The organism is Tropicimonas isoalkanivorans (assembly GCF_900112335.1).
Classification (GTDB): domain Bacteria; phylum Pseudomonadota; class Alphaproteobacteria; order Rhodobacterales; family Rhodobacteraceae; genus Tropicimonas; species Tropicimonas isoalkanivorans.
Window position 1 is genome coordinate 284,995 of record NZ_FOLG01000003.1, and the last position, 14,119, is coordinate 299,113.

13 protein-coding genes are annotated in these 14,119 nt (G+C 65.4%); 3 read left to right on the plus strand and 10 right to left on the minus strand.

Annotation, left to right across the window (positions count from 1 at the left end; all coding sequences use genetic code 11):
• Nucleotide 1: 1 nt before the first annotated feature.
• The 3 genes from BM075_RS08450 to BM075_RS08460 are packed head-to-tail and all read right to left on the minus strand — an operon-like array spanning nucleotide 2 to nucleotide 2,633.
• Complete coding sequence (locus BM075_RS08450; protein WP_093360227.1) at nucleotides 2-802, minus strand: crotonase/enoyl-CoA hydratase family protein; 801 nt, start codon at nucleotides 800-802, stop codon at nucleotides 2-4.
• On the minus strand, nucleotides 799-1,815 hold the full coding sequence (locus BM075_RS08455) for an NADPH:quinone oxidoreductase family protein (protein ID WP_093360228.1): 1,017 nt from the start codon (nucleotides 1,813-1,815) through the stop codon (nucleotides 799-801). The genes BM075_RS08450 and BM075_RS08455 overlap by 4 nt, the downstream gene beginning before the upstream one ends.
• On the minus strand, nucleotides 1,812-2,633 hold the full coding sequence (locus BM075_RS08460; RefSeq protein WP_093360229.1) for an enoyl-CoA hydratase: 822 nt from the start codon (nucleotides 2,631-2,633) through the stop codon (nucleotides 1,812-1,814). Before BM075_RS08460 ends, BM075_RS08455 begins: the two co-directional genes overlap by 4 nt.
• Nucleotides 2,634-2,851: 218 nt before the next feature.
• Between BM075_RS08460 and BM075_RS08465 the strand changes: the two genes are divergently transcribed.
• Genes BM075_RS08465 through BM075_RS08475 form a run of 3 tightly spaced genes read left to right on the plus strand, consistent with a single transcriptional unit; the run spans nucleotide 2,852 to nucleotide 7,569 of the window.
• Nucleotides 2,852-3,859: an NAD(P)H-dependent flavin oxidoreductase gene (locus BM075_RS08465; RefSeq protein WP_093360230.1), complete on the plus strand. Its 1,008-nt coding sequence runs from the start codon at nucleotides 2,852-2,854 to the stop codon at nucleotides 3,857-3,859.
• 20 nt (nucleotides 3,860-3,879) lie between these two features.
• Nucleotides 3,880-5,406: a class I adenylate-forming enzyme family protein gene (locus BM075_RS08470; RefSeq protein WP_177208288.1), complete on the plus strand. Its 1,527-nt coding sequence runs from the start codon at nucleotides 3,880-3,882 to the stop codon at nucleotides 5,404-5,406.
• A 42-nt stretch (nucleotides 5,407-5,448) separates the two neighbouring features.
• Complete coding sequence (locus tag BM075_RS08475) at nucleotides 5,449-7,569, plus strand: acetate--CoA ligase family protein (RefSeq protein WP_093360232.1); 2,121 nt, start codon at nucleotides 5,449-5,451, stop codon at nucleotides 7,567-7,569.
• A gap of 22 nt (nucleotides 7,570-7,591) precedes the next feature.
• On the opposite strand, the gene BM075_RS08480 is transcribed toward BM075_RS08475, so the two are convergent.
• The 7 genes from BM075_RS08480 to BM075_RS08510 are packed head-to-tail and all read right to left on the minus strand — an operon-like array spanning nucleotide 7,592 to nucleotide 14,058.
• Nucleotides 7,592-8,044, minus strand: a complete 453-nt coding sequence (locus BM075_RS08480; protein ID WP_093360233.1) for an acyl-CoA thioesterase — start codon at nucleotides 8,042-8,044, stop codon at nucleotides 7,592-7,594.
• Nucleotides 8,041-9,066 (minus strand): glutathione S-transferase family protein, encoded by a 1,026-nt coding sequence (locus tag BM075_RS08485; RefSeq protein ID WP_177208289.1) that lies wholly within the window; start codon nucleotides 9,064-9,066, stop codon nucleotides 8,041-8,043. The genes BM075_RS08480 and BM075_RS08485 overlap by 4 nt, the downstream gene beginning before the upstream one ends.
• A gap of 4 nt (nucleotides 9,067-9,070) precedes the next feature.
• Complete coding sequence (locus tag BM075_RS08490) at nucleotides 9,071-10,276, minus strand: CaiB/BaiF CoA transferase family protein (RefSeq protein WP_093360235.1); 1,206 nt, start codon at nucleotides 10,274-10,276, stop codon at nucleotides 9,071-9,073.
• Nucleotides 10,273-11,109 (minus strand): ABC transporter permease, encoded by an 837-nt coding sequence (locus BM075_RS08495; RefSeq protein ID WP_093360236.1) that lies wholly within the window; start codon nucleotides 11,107-11,109, stop codon nucleotides 10,273-10,275. Before BM075_RS08495 ends, BM075_RS08490 begins: the two co-directional genes overlap by 4 nt.
• Nucleotides 11,097-11,912: an ABC transporter permease gene (locus tag BM075_RS08500; protein WP_093360237.1), complete on the minus strand. Its 816-nt coding sequence runs from the start codon at nucleotides 11,910-11,912 to the stop codon at nucleotides 11,097-11,099. Before BM075_RS08500 ends, BM075_RS08495 begins: the two co-directional genes overlap by 13 nt.
• Nucleotides 11,909-13,003, minus strand: a complete 1,095-nt coding sequence (locus BM075_RS08505; protein ID WP_093360238.1) for an ABC transporter ATP-binding protein — start codon at nucleotides 13,001-13,003, stop codon at nucleotides 11,909-11,911. Before BM075_RS08505 ends, BM075_RS08500 begins: the two co-directional genes overlap by 4 nt.
• Nucleotides 13,004-13,005: 2 nt before the next feature.
• Nucleotides 13,006-14,058 (minus strand): ABC transporter substrate-binding protein, encoded by a 1,053-nt coding sequence (locus BM075_RS08510; protein ID WP_177208290.1) that lies wholly within the window; start codon nucleotides 14,056-14,058, stop codon nucleotides 13,006-13,008.
• Nucleotides 14,059-14,119: the final 61 nt, after the last annotated feature.

Below are 14,119 nucleotides of genomic sequence, written 5' to 3' on the forward strand. Positions count from 1 at the left end.
CTCAGCGCCCCGTGAACTGCGGCGCGCGTTTCTCGATGAAGCTGCGGACACCCTCTGCGGCGTCCTCGGACTGGCGAAGAACGCTGCGGATTTCGTCGAACTGTGCCACAGCAGCTGCCGAGCCCTGCTCCATTGCGGTGCGGGCATTCCGGCGCGTTGCGGCCACGGCCAGCGGCGCAGAGCCTTCGGCAATTTGCAGCGCCAAGACGCGGGCACGCTCGTCGACCTCGGATGCCGGCGTGATTTCCTGCACGAACCCGAAGCGCAGCGCGGTCTGTGCGTCCCATTCGTCCCCGGTCAGAAGGTAGCGCATGGCGTTGCCCCAACCGGCGCGCTCGACCATGCGGACAGTGGCTCCGCCCGCCGCCATGATGCCGCGCTTCACTTCCATCTGGCCAAACCGGCAGTCGTCTGCGGCGATCACGATATCGGCGCTCAGCGAAAGTTCCACGCCGACAGTGAAGCAAATGCCCTTCGCCGCCATTACCAGAGGCGTCGTCCGGTAAGGCGGGCACAGGTCCCAGACGTCGATCATGCCCTCGGGATAGATCGATTCCCCGCGCCTCCATGCCTCGGAGATCTTCGGCAGGTCGAGCCCTGCAGTGAAGTTGTTTCCGTTGGCGCGGAGCAGGATCACGCGGATCGTCGCATCCTTTTCCGCAGCGTCGATGGCCGCAGTTAAGCTGCGCATCATCTCGGGCGTGAAACCGTTCAGCTTCTTCGGTCTGTCCAGCACGATTTCCGCCAGAGGTCCTTGGCGCAGCGTCAGGATGCGACCTTCGGCCGGGGCCTCGTCTGTCATGTCCGTTCTCCGATCCGGAACAAAATCTTGCCGATGGCCTCTCGCCCTGCGATGCGGGCGGCGCCTTCGGCGAAGGATGAAAGGGGCAGCGTGCGGTCTATTTCGGCTTTCAGTCGTCCATCGGCGAGAGCGGCAAAGGCCTGGTCGAGCGCATCGAGAAGCGCGGCATCGCGGGTTCGGAACAGCCGGTCGAGCGAGGAGCCGTAGACAACAAGGTCCTTCAAGAGGACGTAATTGGCCGGGATTTGCTGGATCGCGCCACCGGCAAAGCCGACAATGGCGAAGCGCCCGCCGGGCTTCAGACTGCGCAGGGCGCCTTCGGCCACCACACCGCCAACCATGTCGATGACCGCATCGACCTGGCCGATTCCGGCCGCGTCCAGACCGGCGCGCAGGCCGCGGACCGGATCGCCGATCCTGTCGGAACGGACGACCGCCCCTGCGCCGAGCCGCAAGGCCGCGGCCACCTTCTCGTCCGAGGACACCAGTGCGATGGGGGTCGCTCCCAGAAGCCGCGCATATTGCAGGGCCATGGAACCCACGCCCCCCGCGGCGCCGGTGACCAGCACGGTCTCTCCCGGCTGAAGGTCGAGCCGCAGTTTTATCGCGGCGACCACCGTCGCGATGACGGTACCCGTCGCCGCCGCGTTGGCAAAGCTGACGCCATCGGGCAGCGGCACGCAGGTATGGGCGGGGACAGCGGCGTATTCGGCAAATGCGCCGAAGGGCGGCTGCGCTGCCACCCGGTCACCGATGGATACGCCCTCCACCCATTGGCCCAGAGCCACGACCTCGCCCGCGATGTCTCGGCCGGGCACGAAGGGAAGCGTCGGCTTCACCTGGTAGCCGCCCTCGATCATCAGCAGGTCCGGAAAGTTCAGTGCTGCGCCGCCTGAGCGGATTAGCACCTCTCCGGCACCGGGCTGCGGCACCGGCACCTGCTCGATCGCCGCGTCCCGCCAGTCGCCGTAGTTGCGGACGACCAGCGCCTCCATGGTTTCGGGTAGGGTCATTCCAGGTCCTCGACGCCGGCGAAGTCCGGTGGGCGCTTTTCCTTCCAGCTGGCGACGCCCTCGCGGAAGTCATCGCTGTCGTTGGTCTCTATCATATGCTGGTTGGCCATGCGGACGTGGTCGTGCAGGTTCTGATACGGCACATCCCACAGAAGCTGTTTCATCCGCATCATCGAACCCGGGGCGCACCAGGTCGCGAGTTCCTCGGCATAGGCACGGGTCTCGGCCTCCAACTCTGCCGCCGGAATGGCGCGGTTCACGACGCCGAGTTGCTTGGCCTCTTCCCCCTTGAAACGGCGGGCGGACAGCAAAAGGTCGAGCGCATTCGCGTGTCCCGCGACGCGCGCAAGCATCCAGGCCATCCCGTATTCCGCCGACAGCCCGCGGCGCGCGAAGGCGGTGGTGAATACCGCATCTTTAGAGGCGAGCCGGACGTCGCACATGAGCGCATAAACCATCCCGAGCCCGGCGCAGGCGCCGTTGATCATGCCGATCACGGGCTTGCGGATGCGGGCGAAATAGGTGTGCCGGGTCTGGTAGTCCGGGCGGGCGTCGATGTCGAAGGCGCGGGGCAGCTTCGTCAGCAAGGCCTTCGGGTCGATATCGCCGAAGCCGTTGATGTCGCCGCCCGCACAGAAGGCCCGCCCTGCGCCGGTCAGAATGATGGCGCGCACCTCTCTGTCGCCATCCGCGCGCCACATGGCGTCGTGCAATTCGGCGACGATCTCGTCGTTGAGAGAGTTCATCGCCTCCGGTCGGTTCAGCGTGATCGTGGCGACCCGGTTGCGGGCCTCGTAGAGGATTGTCTCGTAAGTCATTGGTCTTCCGGAAGATCTGGGACGGCCTGACGGCCTTTTACGTGATATTTGCGCGTCGCGGGAGTTTTGACGAGCCGTCCTGCACCAATCATCACGGTTGTGTCGATCCCCGCCGCAACCGGCCCAGCGGCTTCAAGCTTCGACCCGCGCCGTCATAGTCAGTCACGCCACAGTGTCGCCAAGGGGCCATCCGCCCGCACGACAGGAGAGACAGTAACATGCGAGACCCGATCTTCCGAACCGAGATCACACGAATGCTGGACATCCGTCACCCGATCCTCTGTGGAGGGCTGGGACCGGGCGTATCCGACGGCGCCTATGTCGCGGCGGTCGTGAATGCGGGCGGCATGGGATTCGTGGTCTCGTCCGGCTATGATGCGCCGGACGAGTTTGAGCGGCAGCTGGCCATCTGCCGCGAGCGGGTTGGAGGGCGCGGTTTCGGCGTCAACCTCTACATCTCGCGGCAGGCGGGCGGGATCGAACGGGTGACGGACCTGCTGCCGCTGCTCAAGCGGCACGGGGTCACCTGTGTCGAGACGGCTGGCGCCAGCCCCGAACCGATCGTGCCGGTCCTGAAGGGCATGGACATCCGCATCCTGCACAAAGTACCCGCGATCCGTTATGTCGCCACCGCCGAGCGTGTCGGCGCCGATGCGGTGATTGTCGTGGGCCAGGAATGCGGCGGACATCCCGGCGTCTATATGATCGGCTCCATGGTGCAGGCCGCACAGGCGCCGCGCGCCACGGCTCTTCCCACGATCGTTGCCGGAGGATTTGCCACGGGACGGCAGCTGGTCTCGGCACTCGCCATGGGCAATGCAGCCATGTTGATGGGGTCGCGGATGATGGTTGCCGAGGAACTCTGGATCGACAGGAAGATCAAGGACTTTGCAGTGCGTTCCGACGGCAGCGAAGGGATGGTCGTCAAGAAGATCTTCCGCGACAATCATCGGGTGCTGGGCAATGACAGCGCCCGGGCCGTCCTTGCGCTCGAGGCCGAAGGCAATACCGATTTCGACAGCTACCGCCCGCATGTCGTCGGCGGCGTCACGCGCGAGGCCTATCGGTCCGGCGATCCGTCGACCGGAATGATCGACTGGGGCCAGGCGATGGGGTTCGCCGACCGCGTGGCCAGCGTCGAATCGATCTTCGACGAGATCATCGACGACGCCTCCGCAGCGATGGCGCATCTGGGAACTGTCCAGGCGGGGAAGGCCGTGGCATGAGCGGAACGCAGGAGGCCAACATGGCTGTTCACGAGCCGGGCGCACCGGACTGCCGGACGGTTCCCGATCTCGTCGACCGGGCAGCACAGGAGGCGCCGGAAGCGCCCGCCCTCCTGACCGCCGATGTCGCGCTGAGTTACGGCGACCTTGCCCGTATCACGCGCGACCTAGCGGCAGAGTTGAAGGCGCGCGGGCTCGAACCCGGAGACCGGTTGCTGATTGTCGCCGAGAACGACCTCGCGTCTCCCGTTCTGATGCTGGCGGCGGAACGTGTCGGGGCTTGGCCTGCGATCCTGAATGCCCGGGTCCCCGCAGTCGAGATCGCCAAGCTGCACAACCTAATCGACCCGCGTCTGACGGTGGTGACATCGGACGCGGGATCGGAGAAATCACGCGCGGCTATGGAGGGGCATGATTTCGCGCCGCTCATGATCGAGGGGGCTGGCACCGTCGGCTGCGCGGTGCACGCCCCGGGGCCAGCCGATACGACCGATCCGCCTGCCGGAGACGTGGCGCTGGTGCTGTTCTCCTCCGGGACAACGGGCATCCCCAAGGCAGTCCTGCACGGCCATACAGGCCTGTTGAAGCTGGGCGAAACCCTGCGGCAGGTGCGGCAGGTCTGCGCCGGGGGACGGTATGACGGCGGCGCGCCGCTGAGCCACGTCATGGGCATCTCGACCCTGATGTCGGTGCTGGCGGCACGCGCTTCTCTGCGCCTTCTGCCAAGGCTCGACATTCCGGACTTGGCGGCCCAGCTTGCGGCAGGGCAACTGACACACCTGTCCTACGTGCCGACAGTGTACACCCGCCTGCTGGACCACATCGACCACCACGGCATCGACGTTTCCGGTCACCGGCTCGAATACATCTCGTCGGGGGGTGCGCCGCTCGATCCGACGCTGAAGGCCCGCGTCGAAGCCCTGTTCGGGACGGTTCTGGTGAATGGCTACGGGATGACCGAATGCTGCCCGATCGCCCGCACACCTCCCGAACCCGGCGCCGCGCCCGGCTATATCGGCAAGGCCGAGCCCGGTTCCGAGATGACGGTGCGGCGCCGGGACGGAACCGAAGCGGAGCGCGGAGAGACCGGAGAGATCTGGGCACGGGCCGCGGCGACAATGCTGGGGTATTTCCGCAACCCCGACGCCACCAAGGCGGCCATGCGGCCCGGCGGCTGGGTTGCCACGGGCGATCTGGGGTCGATGGACCGCCGCGGTGGCGTGACCATCGCAGGACGCGCCAAGGAAATGATCATCCGTTCCGGCTTCAACGTCTTTCCGGCCGAGGTTGAGGATGTCATCAACAGCCATCCCGCGGTCGTCCAGTCAGCGGTGTTCGGCAAACCTGCTCCGAACGGCGATGAGTACGTCGTCGCCGTCGTGCAACTTAGACCGGGTGAGACACTGACTTGGGGCACGCTGGTTCAGTGGCTCAAGGAACGACTCGCCGCGTACAAGGTTCCGCACCTCATCCACTTTTCGCCGGACCTGCCAATCGGCCCGACGGGCAAGATTCTCAAACGCGAACTCGCCCGCCAGTTCGGGTAATTGCCGCCACCGCTGATCCTGCACCACCTCCCAAGGACTGCCATGAACACTCGCACCTCACACCTCGTCATAGACCCGCGGCTGGACCGAATTCTCCGCCCTCGATCGGTCGCCGTGGTAGGCGCATCGAACGACATCGCGCGCATTTCCGGGCGGCCCCTGCGTTACCTGCTCGAGCACGGGTTTGACGGGACCATCTACCCGATCAATCCGAAGCGCGACGAGGTCCAGGGTCTGAAGGCGTGGCCATCTCTCGCCTCGCTGCCCGAGACGCCGGATGTAGCGATCCTGGCGATTCCTGCGGTCGCGATCCCGGACACGCTGAAGGAGGCCGGACAGATCGGCCTCCCGGGCGCCATTATCATGGCATCGGGCTTTGCAGAGGCCAGCGAGGACGGGCGCGCCTTGCAGGACTATGTGCGCGACATAGCTGCCGAGGGAGGCGTGCGGCTCATCGGCCCCAACTGTGTCGGGCTGTTCTCGACAGGCGCAAGGTTCTACGGCACCTTTACGCAATCGCTGGACGCAGGCGTTCCGCAAGACGGTGGCGTGGCAGTGGTCTCACAATCCGGCGCCTACGGGGGTTACATCGCCTGGCTGGCGCGGCAGCGGGGTCTGGGCGTCGGCACCTGGATCACAACGGGCAACGAGGTCGACCTGGAAGTCGGCGAATGCGTCGCCTGGCTTGCCGGGCAAGACGAGGTCAAGGTCATCGCGCTGTACCTCGAAGGCATTCGCAACGGTCCCGCCTTCCTCGATGGTCTTGCCCGCGCCCGGGCGGCCGGCAAACCGGTGGTTGCGATGAAGGTTGGGCGATCGGAAGCGGGCGCGCGCGCGGCGACGTCGCACACGGCCTCTCTTGCCGGTGCGGACGAAGTCTATGACGCGATCTTCCGCGAGTTCGGCGTTTACCGGGCCGAGACCACGGAAGAGCAGCTCGACATCGCCGAAGCCTGCCTGCACGGTGTGTTCCCGTCGGGCAACCGGCTGGGCATCCTCACGCTGTCGGGCGGGGTAGGCGTCCAGATGTGCGACGCGGCCGTGAAATACGGCCTGGATGTGCCGCCGATGCCGCAGGATGCGCAGGCGGAACTCAAGGCGCTACTTCCCTACGCAGCGGTCACCAACCCGATCGACACCACCGCCCAGATGATGAACGACATGTCTCTGGTCACCAAGAATTTGCAGATGGTGCTGGAGCGCGGCGGATACGATTCGCTGGTCAGCTTCCTGACCACAGTGCCCGGCGCGGAGGCCTATTCGGGACCACTTCGCGATGCGATCCTGAAGGGGGTCGAGGGGTTCGAGGAGCGGCTTGCCGTCCTGTGCATGGCCGCGCCCGAGGAGGCCAAACAGGCCTACCGCGACGCGGGGTTCGTCGTCAGCCAGGATGCCGACCGCGCGGTGCAGATCGTCGGGGCACTGACGGCATTCGGGCAATCCTTTGCGGCCGCCGCCGCAACGCGGCCTGTCCTGCCTGCACCGGATCCGACTCTGACGGCCGCCGACACCCTGTCCGAGCACGCGGCCAAGCAGGTCCTGGCGCGCGCGGGCGTGCCGTTTCTGCCCGAACGGCTTGCCAAGACGCGCGACGAGGCGGCAGCCTTTGCAAAAGAGGTTGGAACGCCGCTGGCGATGAAGGTCTCTTCGGCGCAAATTCAGCACAAGACCGAAATCGGCGGCGTGCTGCTGAATGTCTCCGGCGCCGATGCCGCCGCAGCGGCGTACCAGACGCTGGAAGCCAACGCGGCCCGCAACGCGCCCGATGCTGTGCTGGACGGGATCCTCTGCGCGCCCATGGCGCCCAAGGGTGTCGAGGTTATAGTGGGCACCCTGCGCGATCCGGTCTTCGGCCCGGTCGTGATGTTCGGTCTGGGCGGCGTGCTGGTAGAGTTGTTCCGTGATGTGACTTTCGAACGCGCGCCTTTCGACATCGGGACCGCCAGAAAGATGATCGGACGGGTCCGAAGCGCGCCGCTGCTTGCGGGTCTCCGCGGAGCAAAACCGTCGGATACCGAGGCTCTGGCAAAGTTGCTGTCGGACGTATCGTGCTTCGCGGCTGCGAATGCCGAAACCGTGGTGAGCATGGATCTGAACCCGGTTCTCGTGCTGCCGGAGGGTGATGGTGTCGTCGCGCTGGACGCAGTGGTCGAGCCAGGCTGAGAGGTTTCAGGCCGGCCCCCGCCTACCCGGCGGGCGCGCAGAGCCGTCTCATCTCGTCGGGCCAGGGCTCTGCTCGGCCAGTGGAACGCGAGAACCAGACGTTGATTGCCAACCCCTCTCCTACCAATGTGCCTTTGGGTCTTTCCGGATCGGGGCGGTCGGGATCGAGAAGCGCGATCCGGTGGGTCAGGCTTGCCCTCCCGATGCGTGTCACAGCAAGTTGACAAAGCACACGACCTGGATAGTGCATCTCGGCCCGGAAGTCGTATTCGATCCGACCCATCATCGGCCCCGCGGTACGCCCATGGCCCGGCGCGAATCCCAGCGCGTGATACCAGTCACGGAACGTCCGGTTGATGTATTCGAAGTAACGGGCGTTGTTCACATGCGTGCCATAGATGTCGCCCGGCTCAATCTCGACAAGCCGTTCCGTCACACTTAATGCGCCATCGGTCAGCGCTGCAAGTTGGGTCATGCCGTGTTCCCCTGCGAGTATGATGCGAAGTGGTTCCGCGCGGCCGCGAGGTGCGGGATGCAACCCGTTTCCTCCAAGAGCAGAGCGATGTCGGGGTCGATGGCGACGGGCATTGCCCCGATCAGGCTGCGCAGGGACTTTGCGGAATAGCGCTGGGACCGGGCGCGGAAACCGCCGCCAAGGAGACGGGCCTGGAAGTCCGGTTCCCCGGTTGTCGCGGCGCGCATGTTCGCGAGCGACCACGGCAGGAAGTCCTCTGCGATCCAGGCTAGAAGCGGGTGTAGCACCTTGCGGGTTTCGGCGGCCGGGGCGAAGATGCCTTCACAGGCGGGCGTCATCATGCGGTCAAGCCAGCGGGAAACGGCGGGGGTCGCGGCAAGCCATTTCCCGGCAGTCGGGTCCAGCCGCATCTGCACGACCTGTCCCCACAATCCGAAGTCGGCCAGCGATGGCCGGTCACCCATGAGGAAACGCCGATCCTTCAGCGCCTTGTCCAGCGCCGCCGACAGGCCGGTCAACGAGGCCTCGAAGGCAGCGGCGTTGCCCGGTTCGATGCCCGCGACCTCGAAGATCTTTGGCAGCCTCGTCGTCTCTATCCTCTCGATCTCGGCGGCGATTTCGGCCTGCGTGCCATGAGGCAAACGCATGCGGGCGGTGCGCGACAGGCTCTCCGCGCGGTCGTGGGTCCAGCGGAAGGCAGCGAGCAGACGGTTGCCCCACTCGTCCGCCGCCTCCTCGATCAGCATCGACACGAACCGAAGACCTTCGTCATCCGGAAAGATCGCAGGTTCCGGAAAGCGACGTTCAAGCGCCAGGATCACCGGGGTGCTGTCCTGCATCACTGTCCCGTCAGGGGCCACCAGCAAAGGCAGGAGCGGAAGTTTTGCAAGACTGTCGAACTCCGCTCGGGTTTCGGCGGTGCGCGGCACCCAATCGACCGGCAAGCCCTTGAAGCGCATGTAGCTGCGCAGCTTCACCGAGTAGGGCGAATGATCGGAGCCGAAAAGTCGCCATCTCGTCATGGCCTCAGCCCAGCTGTCCCGCTGCCCGGAGGCGCGCCCGCGTCTTGGCGTCGACGCCGAGCGCGTCAAGGATCGCGTCGCCGTCAATGCCCACCTCGCGCGGTGCCGCGCGATAGACCGGTGCCGCGCCATCGAGTCCGATCGGCGTGGCCACCGTGCGGCCCGCAGCCGCCTCCGGCATTAGCCCGGCCACCTCAGCCTGCACGTCCTGCGTGGCCTCGGCGGCATCCTGCACCGACCCGGTGACCACCTGTACGGCACCGAGCCGGGCCTCCCAGTCCGCCCGGTCGCGGGTGGCGAAGGCCGCATCGAACTCGGCGATCAGCATTCCCGCATTGGACGCCCGCGCTTCCGGTGTGGCAAAACGGGGGTCGTCCAGCAAGTCTGTTCGCTCTATCGCAGCGACAAGCCGGGGCCAGCCGCGCGCCTCTCCGTTGGCCAGTGTCAGGACCAACCAGCGGCCATCGCGGCACCGGTAGCTGTTGAAGCAGGCGTTTGGCATGTCTGTCCGCGCCGGGCGCGGTCTGGATCCGGCCCCGGCCAGCGCGCCCTGGATACTCACGGCGTTGACCCAATAGCCGGTGCCCATGAGTGAAGCGGTCGCCATGCCGCCCTGCCCGGTCCGTTCGCGGCGGTAGAGAGCCGCGGATATCGCCCCGAAAAGGCTGAGGGCACCGATCTGGTCCCCGGCTCCCGGCGGAAAGCGCGGGGGGTCAGCCTCTGCCGGGCCGGTAAGGCGCATCAACCCGCTGCGGGACCAGAACGCGGTGGAATCGAAGCCGGGCTTGTCGCGGTCAGGACCATCCTCGCCATGTCCGGTGAAAGCGGCGTAGATCAGCCCAGGGTTCCGGGATGAAAGCACGTCGTGTCCGATCCCGAGCCGTTCGCGAACCCGGGGCGGAAAATTCGTGACGAAAACATCCGAGTCGTCCGTCAGCCGCAAGAGGATCTCCAACGCTTCCGGGGCCTTCAGGTCCAGCGCGAGGCTTCTCTTGTTGCGTGAGATCAGATCCCAGGGGTAGGCGCTGTCCGATCCTGCCAGGTCTGGATGCAAGTGCATCCGGCGCAGCGGATCGCCCTGGCCGGGCGGCTCGATCTTGATGACGTCTGCGCCGAGGTCTCCCATCAGCGCAGCGGTGGCCGGAGACGCTATGAAGCTGCCGCAATCGACCACTCTTAGGCCCGCGAAAGGCAGTGCCTCCGGGATCATGCCCGACCTCCGCCGACACGGCCGCCGAGCAGGGTGACGGCGATCATCAGCACGCTGACCAGCAGGATCTGCAGCACCGAAACTGCGGCGACCGTGGGGTCGATGGCGGTCATGATGCTTTCGAACATCTTCTTTGGCAGCGTTGCGTCGGCACCTGCGAGAAACATCGCCACGACCAGTTCGTCGAACGAGGTTATGAATGCCAGGAAGGCCGCCGAGATCAAGCTGGGGCTGATATCGGGCAGCGTGACCCGCATTACGGCACCCAGGCGCGACGCCCCCAGCCCCATGGCGGCAAGCTCCAGGTTGCGATCGAAGGCGCGCAGGCCGGCCGTGGTCACGATGACCACGAATGGCAGCGCGAGGATCGTGTGCGCCACTGCAACACCGAGCCATGGCCCGACGAGGCCAAGTTTGTAGTAGAAGCCGAAGACCGCGATCGAGAAGACGATGTTCGGAACGATCAACGGCGCGGCGATGCCTTGTTCGAGCAGCGCCCGCCCCGGGAACCGGCCCCGCACCAGCGCAAAGGACAGCGGCACACCGAACGCCAAGGCCAGGACCGTGGTGACCACGCCCACCTTAAGGCTGCGGATCGTCGCGGCCATCCAAGCGTAGTCGTTCAGGTAGGCTTCGTACCACCGCAGGGAATAACCGGGCGGCGGGAAGGTTATGAAACTGGCGCTGCTGAACGAGACCGGCACGACGACCAGGAGCGGCAGCGTCAGGAACAGGAACACCAGTGTCACGAAGATGATCAGCGGCAGCCGCTTCGAGACGAGGGCGGCGCGGCGGGCGGCAGGTTTGGCCTGTGTCGCGGTCAGCGTGCCCATCGCAGCCACCTCCCCGCCACAACGGCCATGAGCCCGGACACCGCCAGTGTCACGGCGAGCAGGACCAGGGCCATGGCCCCCGCCAGCTCCCAGTTGAGGGATTCGCGCACCTGCTGTTCGATCACCATGGCGAACATGAAGACGCGCCCTCCGCCCAGCAGAGCAGGCGTGATGAAGAAACCAAGCGACAGGACGAACACCAGCGTGATGCCCGCGATCACCCCCTGCAGGGTCATCGGAAGGTAGATGCGTGCGAAAACCGACCAGCTTCCCGCGCCAAGCGAGCGGGCGGCGTCCGGCACTGCGGGATCGACCTTTTGCATGGCGTTGTAGATCGGCAGGATCATGAACGGCACCATGACGTGCACCATGCCAATAATCACGGCGAATGGCGTATTGAGAAGCGTGAGCGGCTTCTCGATCGCGCCCGAGGCCACCATCAGCTTGTTAACCGGACCGTTGCGGCCCAGCAGCATCATCCAGGCATAGGTGCGCACGAGGATCGAGGTCCAGAACGGCAGCATGACGACGGCAAACCCGAAGGCGCGCCATCCGCGCGACGTCGTGGCCAGCAGGTAGGACACGGGGTAGGCGAGTATCAGGGCCACGAGCGTGACTTGCGCGGCAATGCCAAACGTACGGACGAGCACCGGCATGTAGAGGTCGCTTGTCAGCAGTCCCGTGTAGACGCCGATGCCCTCGGCGAAGCTGCCGGCGAACAGGCGGACCAGTGGCCAGATGAACAGGGCCAGCAGGAAGACCAGCGCCGGTACGGCCAGCCACAGGCTCCGGTCACGACTCATGCTGCTACCTCCTTTGCGATGTGGCGCCGAAGAATTCGTGCGGTGTCCGGGTCAAAGCCCACATCCATAACCTCGCCCGGCGTCGGGCGTACCATTCCAGCCGGCAGCCGCATGATCAGGCTGCGTCCATCCTCGGTCTCCAGCAGCACGCGGTTGGTCGATCCCAGGTAGGCCGTTTCCGACACCCTCGCGCGCAGGGAGGGGCCTTCTGTACCGTAACCGGGCCGCAGACGTTCCGGGCGGACCAGCACGCTGACGGATTGCCCGGCGTCGTGCACAGATCCTCCGTGCGGCAGCCGGAGGCGAAGACTGCCGGCCTCGATTTCGCTGAAAGTATCGCCGTTCGCGAGTACCCTGGCTTCGAGGATATTCGATTCCCCGACGAACTCGGCCACACGCAGGTTGGCGGGCCGGTCGTAGATCTCTTCGGGCGTTCCGACCTGCTGAATCTCGCCCTCGAACAGGACGGCGATGCGGTCGGACATGACCAGCGCCTCCTCCTGGTCGTGCGTAATGAACACGCAAGTCAGGTGCAGCGCCTGCTGAAGCCGCCGGACTTCCATCTGCATCTGCTCGCGCAGCTGCCGGTCGAGCGCGCCGAAGGGTTCGTCCAGAAGCAAAAGACGTGGTTGGAAGACGACGGCGCGGGCAAGCGCAACGCGCTGCTGCTGCCCGCCCGAAAGCTGCTTTGGCAGGCGTTTCGCCAAGGCCCCGAGCTCGGTCATCTCCAGTACTTCGGAAACGCGGCGCGCTACCTCGGCACGGGGCGTGCGCCGCATCTTGAGCGGGAAGGCGACGTTCTGCGCTACCGTCATATGCGGGAACAGCGCGTAGTTCTGGAACACCATTCCGATGTCCCGGGCCGAAGGCGGGGCATCGGTGATATCTTCCCGACCGAGGCTAATGCGTCCCCGGTCCGGCAGTTCGAACCCGGCGACGCATTTCAGCGCCGTGGTCTTCCCCGATCCCGAAGGACCGAGGATCGTCAGGAACTCGCCGGGATCGACGTGAAGGTCGATCCCGCGCAGGGCCTGGAACCCACCGTACCATTTCTCGACGGAATCCAGTTGCAGCGGCCAGGTTGCGGTCATGGTCACCCCTGCTGCGCCAGAATCCACTTGTTCCAGCGCTCGGTGATCTCGTCGCCGTGATCGAGCCAATATTCCAGATCGACCCACCACTGGTTTTCGGCGTTGTCCGGGTAGAGCGGCAGAAACGGCTGCAGTTCGGCATCGACAAATTCGCCCGCGCGCTTGTGGGTGCCGGAATAGGTCTGCGAGGAACAGAAGATCGCCTGGTTCTCCGGGTTCGCCATGTAGGAAAGCACCTGCTGCGCCTCGGCCGCGTTCGGTGCACCCTTTGGGATACCGACGCCACCCGGCATCAGAGCGCCCCCGTCCCATGCGATGGCCAGCGGGGCGCCTTCCTTGATCAAGTTGTAGAAACGGCCGTTCCAGCCTACGGCCAGCGCCACCTCGCCATCGACCAGCAGCTGCGGCGGCTGGGCCCCGGCGGTCCACCAGATCGTCTGCGGCGCAATCTCTTCGAGCTTGGCGAAGGCACGGTCGAGGTCCAGAGGATAGAGGTCCTCGGGTGCCACGCCATCAGCCAGAAGAGCGGCCTCGAGGTTCACGGTGGGGTGATTACGCATTGCGCGCTGGCCGGGAAACTTCTCGAAATCCCAGAAATCCTGCCATCCTTCAGGTGCGTCCTCGAAGGTTTCGGTGTTGTACCCGATGACGGTGGAATAGACGAAAGCGGACATCGCCTTCTCGAAGATCGCCTGGTCGACGAATTCCGACCGGTCGACCACGTTTTCATCGATAGGTTCCAGAAGGTTCATGCGGCTGGCGCGTACGATGTCCTGCCCGCCGATCTCGGCGAGGTCCCAGATCACCGCGTTGCTGTCGACCATCGCCTTCAGCTTGCCGAAGTCGGTCGGGCTTGAGGTGACAACCTCGATGCCCGTGTCTGCTGTGAACTTGTCGAGGTAGGCGGTTTTAACCGCCTGCTCTTGCGAACCGCCCGCACCATTGTATGTGATGCGTGGCGGTTTTCCCTGTGCTCCGGCCATCTGTGCCGAGGCGAGGGCCGTCAGGCTTGCACCTGCGGCAAGCTTTGCGAATTGGCGTCTGTTTATTGTCATTTTCGAGTGTCCTCCCTGACCGTGCCTTCGAAAAATCCCCGGCAGGATGCAGGAAAACCGG

Coding starts and splice junctions, on each gene's coding strand:
- BM075_RS08450 (WP_093360227.1), bottom strand. CDS start 802: ATGACAGACGAGGCCCCGGCCGAAGGTCGCATCCTGACGCTGCGCCAA.
- BM075_RS08455 (WP_093360228.1), bottom strand. CDS start 1,815: ATGACCCTACCCGAAACCATGGAGGCGCTGGTCGTCCGCAACTACGGC.
- BM075_RS08460 (WP_093360229.1), bottom strand. CDS start 2,633: ATGACTTACGAGACAATCCTCTACGAGGCCCGCAACCGGGTCGCCACG.
- BM075_RS08465 (WP_093360230.1), top strand. CDS start 2,852: ATGCGAGACCCGATCTTCCGAACCGAGATCACACGAATGCTGGACATC.
- BM075_RS08470 (WP_177208288.1), top strand. CDS start 3,880: ATGGCTGTTCACGAGCCGGGCGCACCGGACTGCCGGACGGTTCCCGAT.
- BM075_RS08475 (WP_093360232.1), top strand. CDS start 5,449: ATGAACACTCGCACCTCACACCTCGTCATAGACCCGCGGCTGGACCGA.
- BM075_RS08480 (WP_093360233.1), bottom strand. CDS start 8,044: ATGACCCAACTTGCAGCGCTGACCGATGGCGCATTAAGTGTGACGGAA.
- BM075_RS08485 (WP_177208289.1), bottom strand. CDS start 9,066: ATGACGAGATGGCGACTTTTCGGCTCCGATCATTCGCCCTACTCGGTG.
- BM075_RS08490 (WP_093360235.1), bottom strand. CDS start 10,276: ATGATCCCGGAGGCACTGCCTTTCGCGGGCCTAAGAGTGGTCGATTGC.
- BM075_RS08495 (WP_093360236.1), bottom strand. CDS start 11,109: ATGGGCACGCTGACCGCGACACAGGCCAAACCTGCCGCCCGCCGCGCC.
- BM075_RS08500 (WP_093360237.1), bottom strand. CDS start 11,912: ATGAGTCGTGACCGGAGCCTGTGGCTGGCCGTACCGGCGCTGGTCTTC.
- BM075_RS08505 (WP_093360238.1), bottom strand. CDS start 13,003: ATGACCGCAACCTGGCCGCTGCAACTGGATTCCGTCGAGAAATGGTAC.
- BM075_RS08510 (WP_177208290.1), bottom strand. CDS start 14,058: ATGACAATAAACAGACGCCAATTCGCAAAGCTTGCCGCAGGTGCAAGC.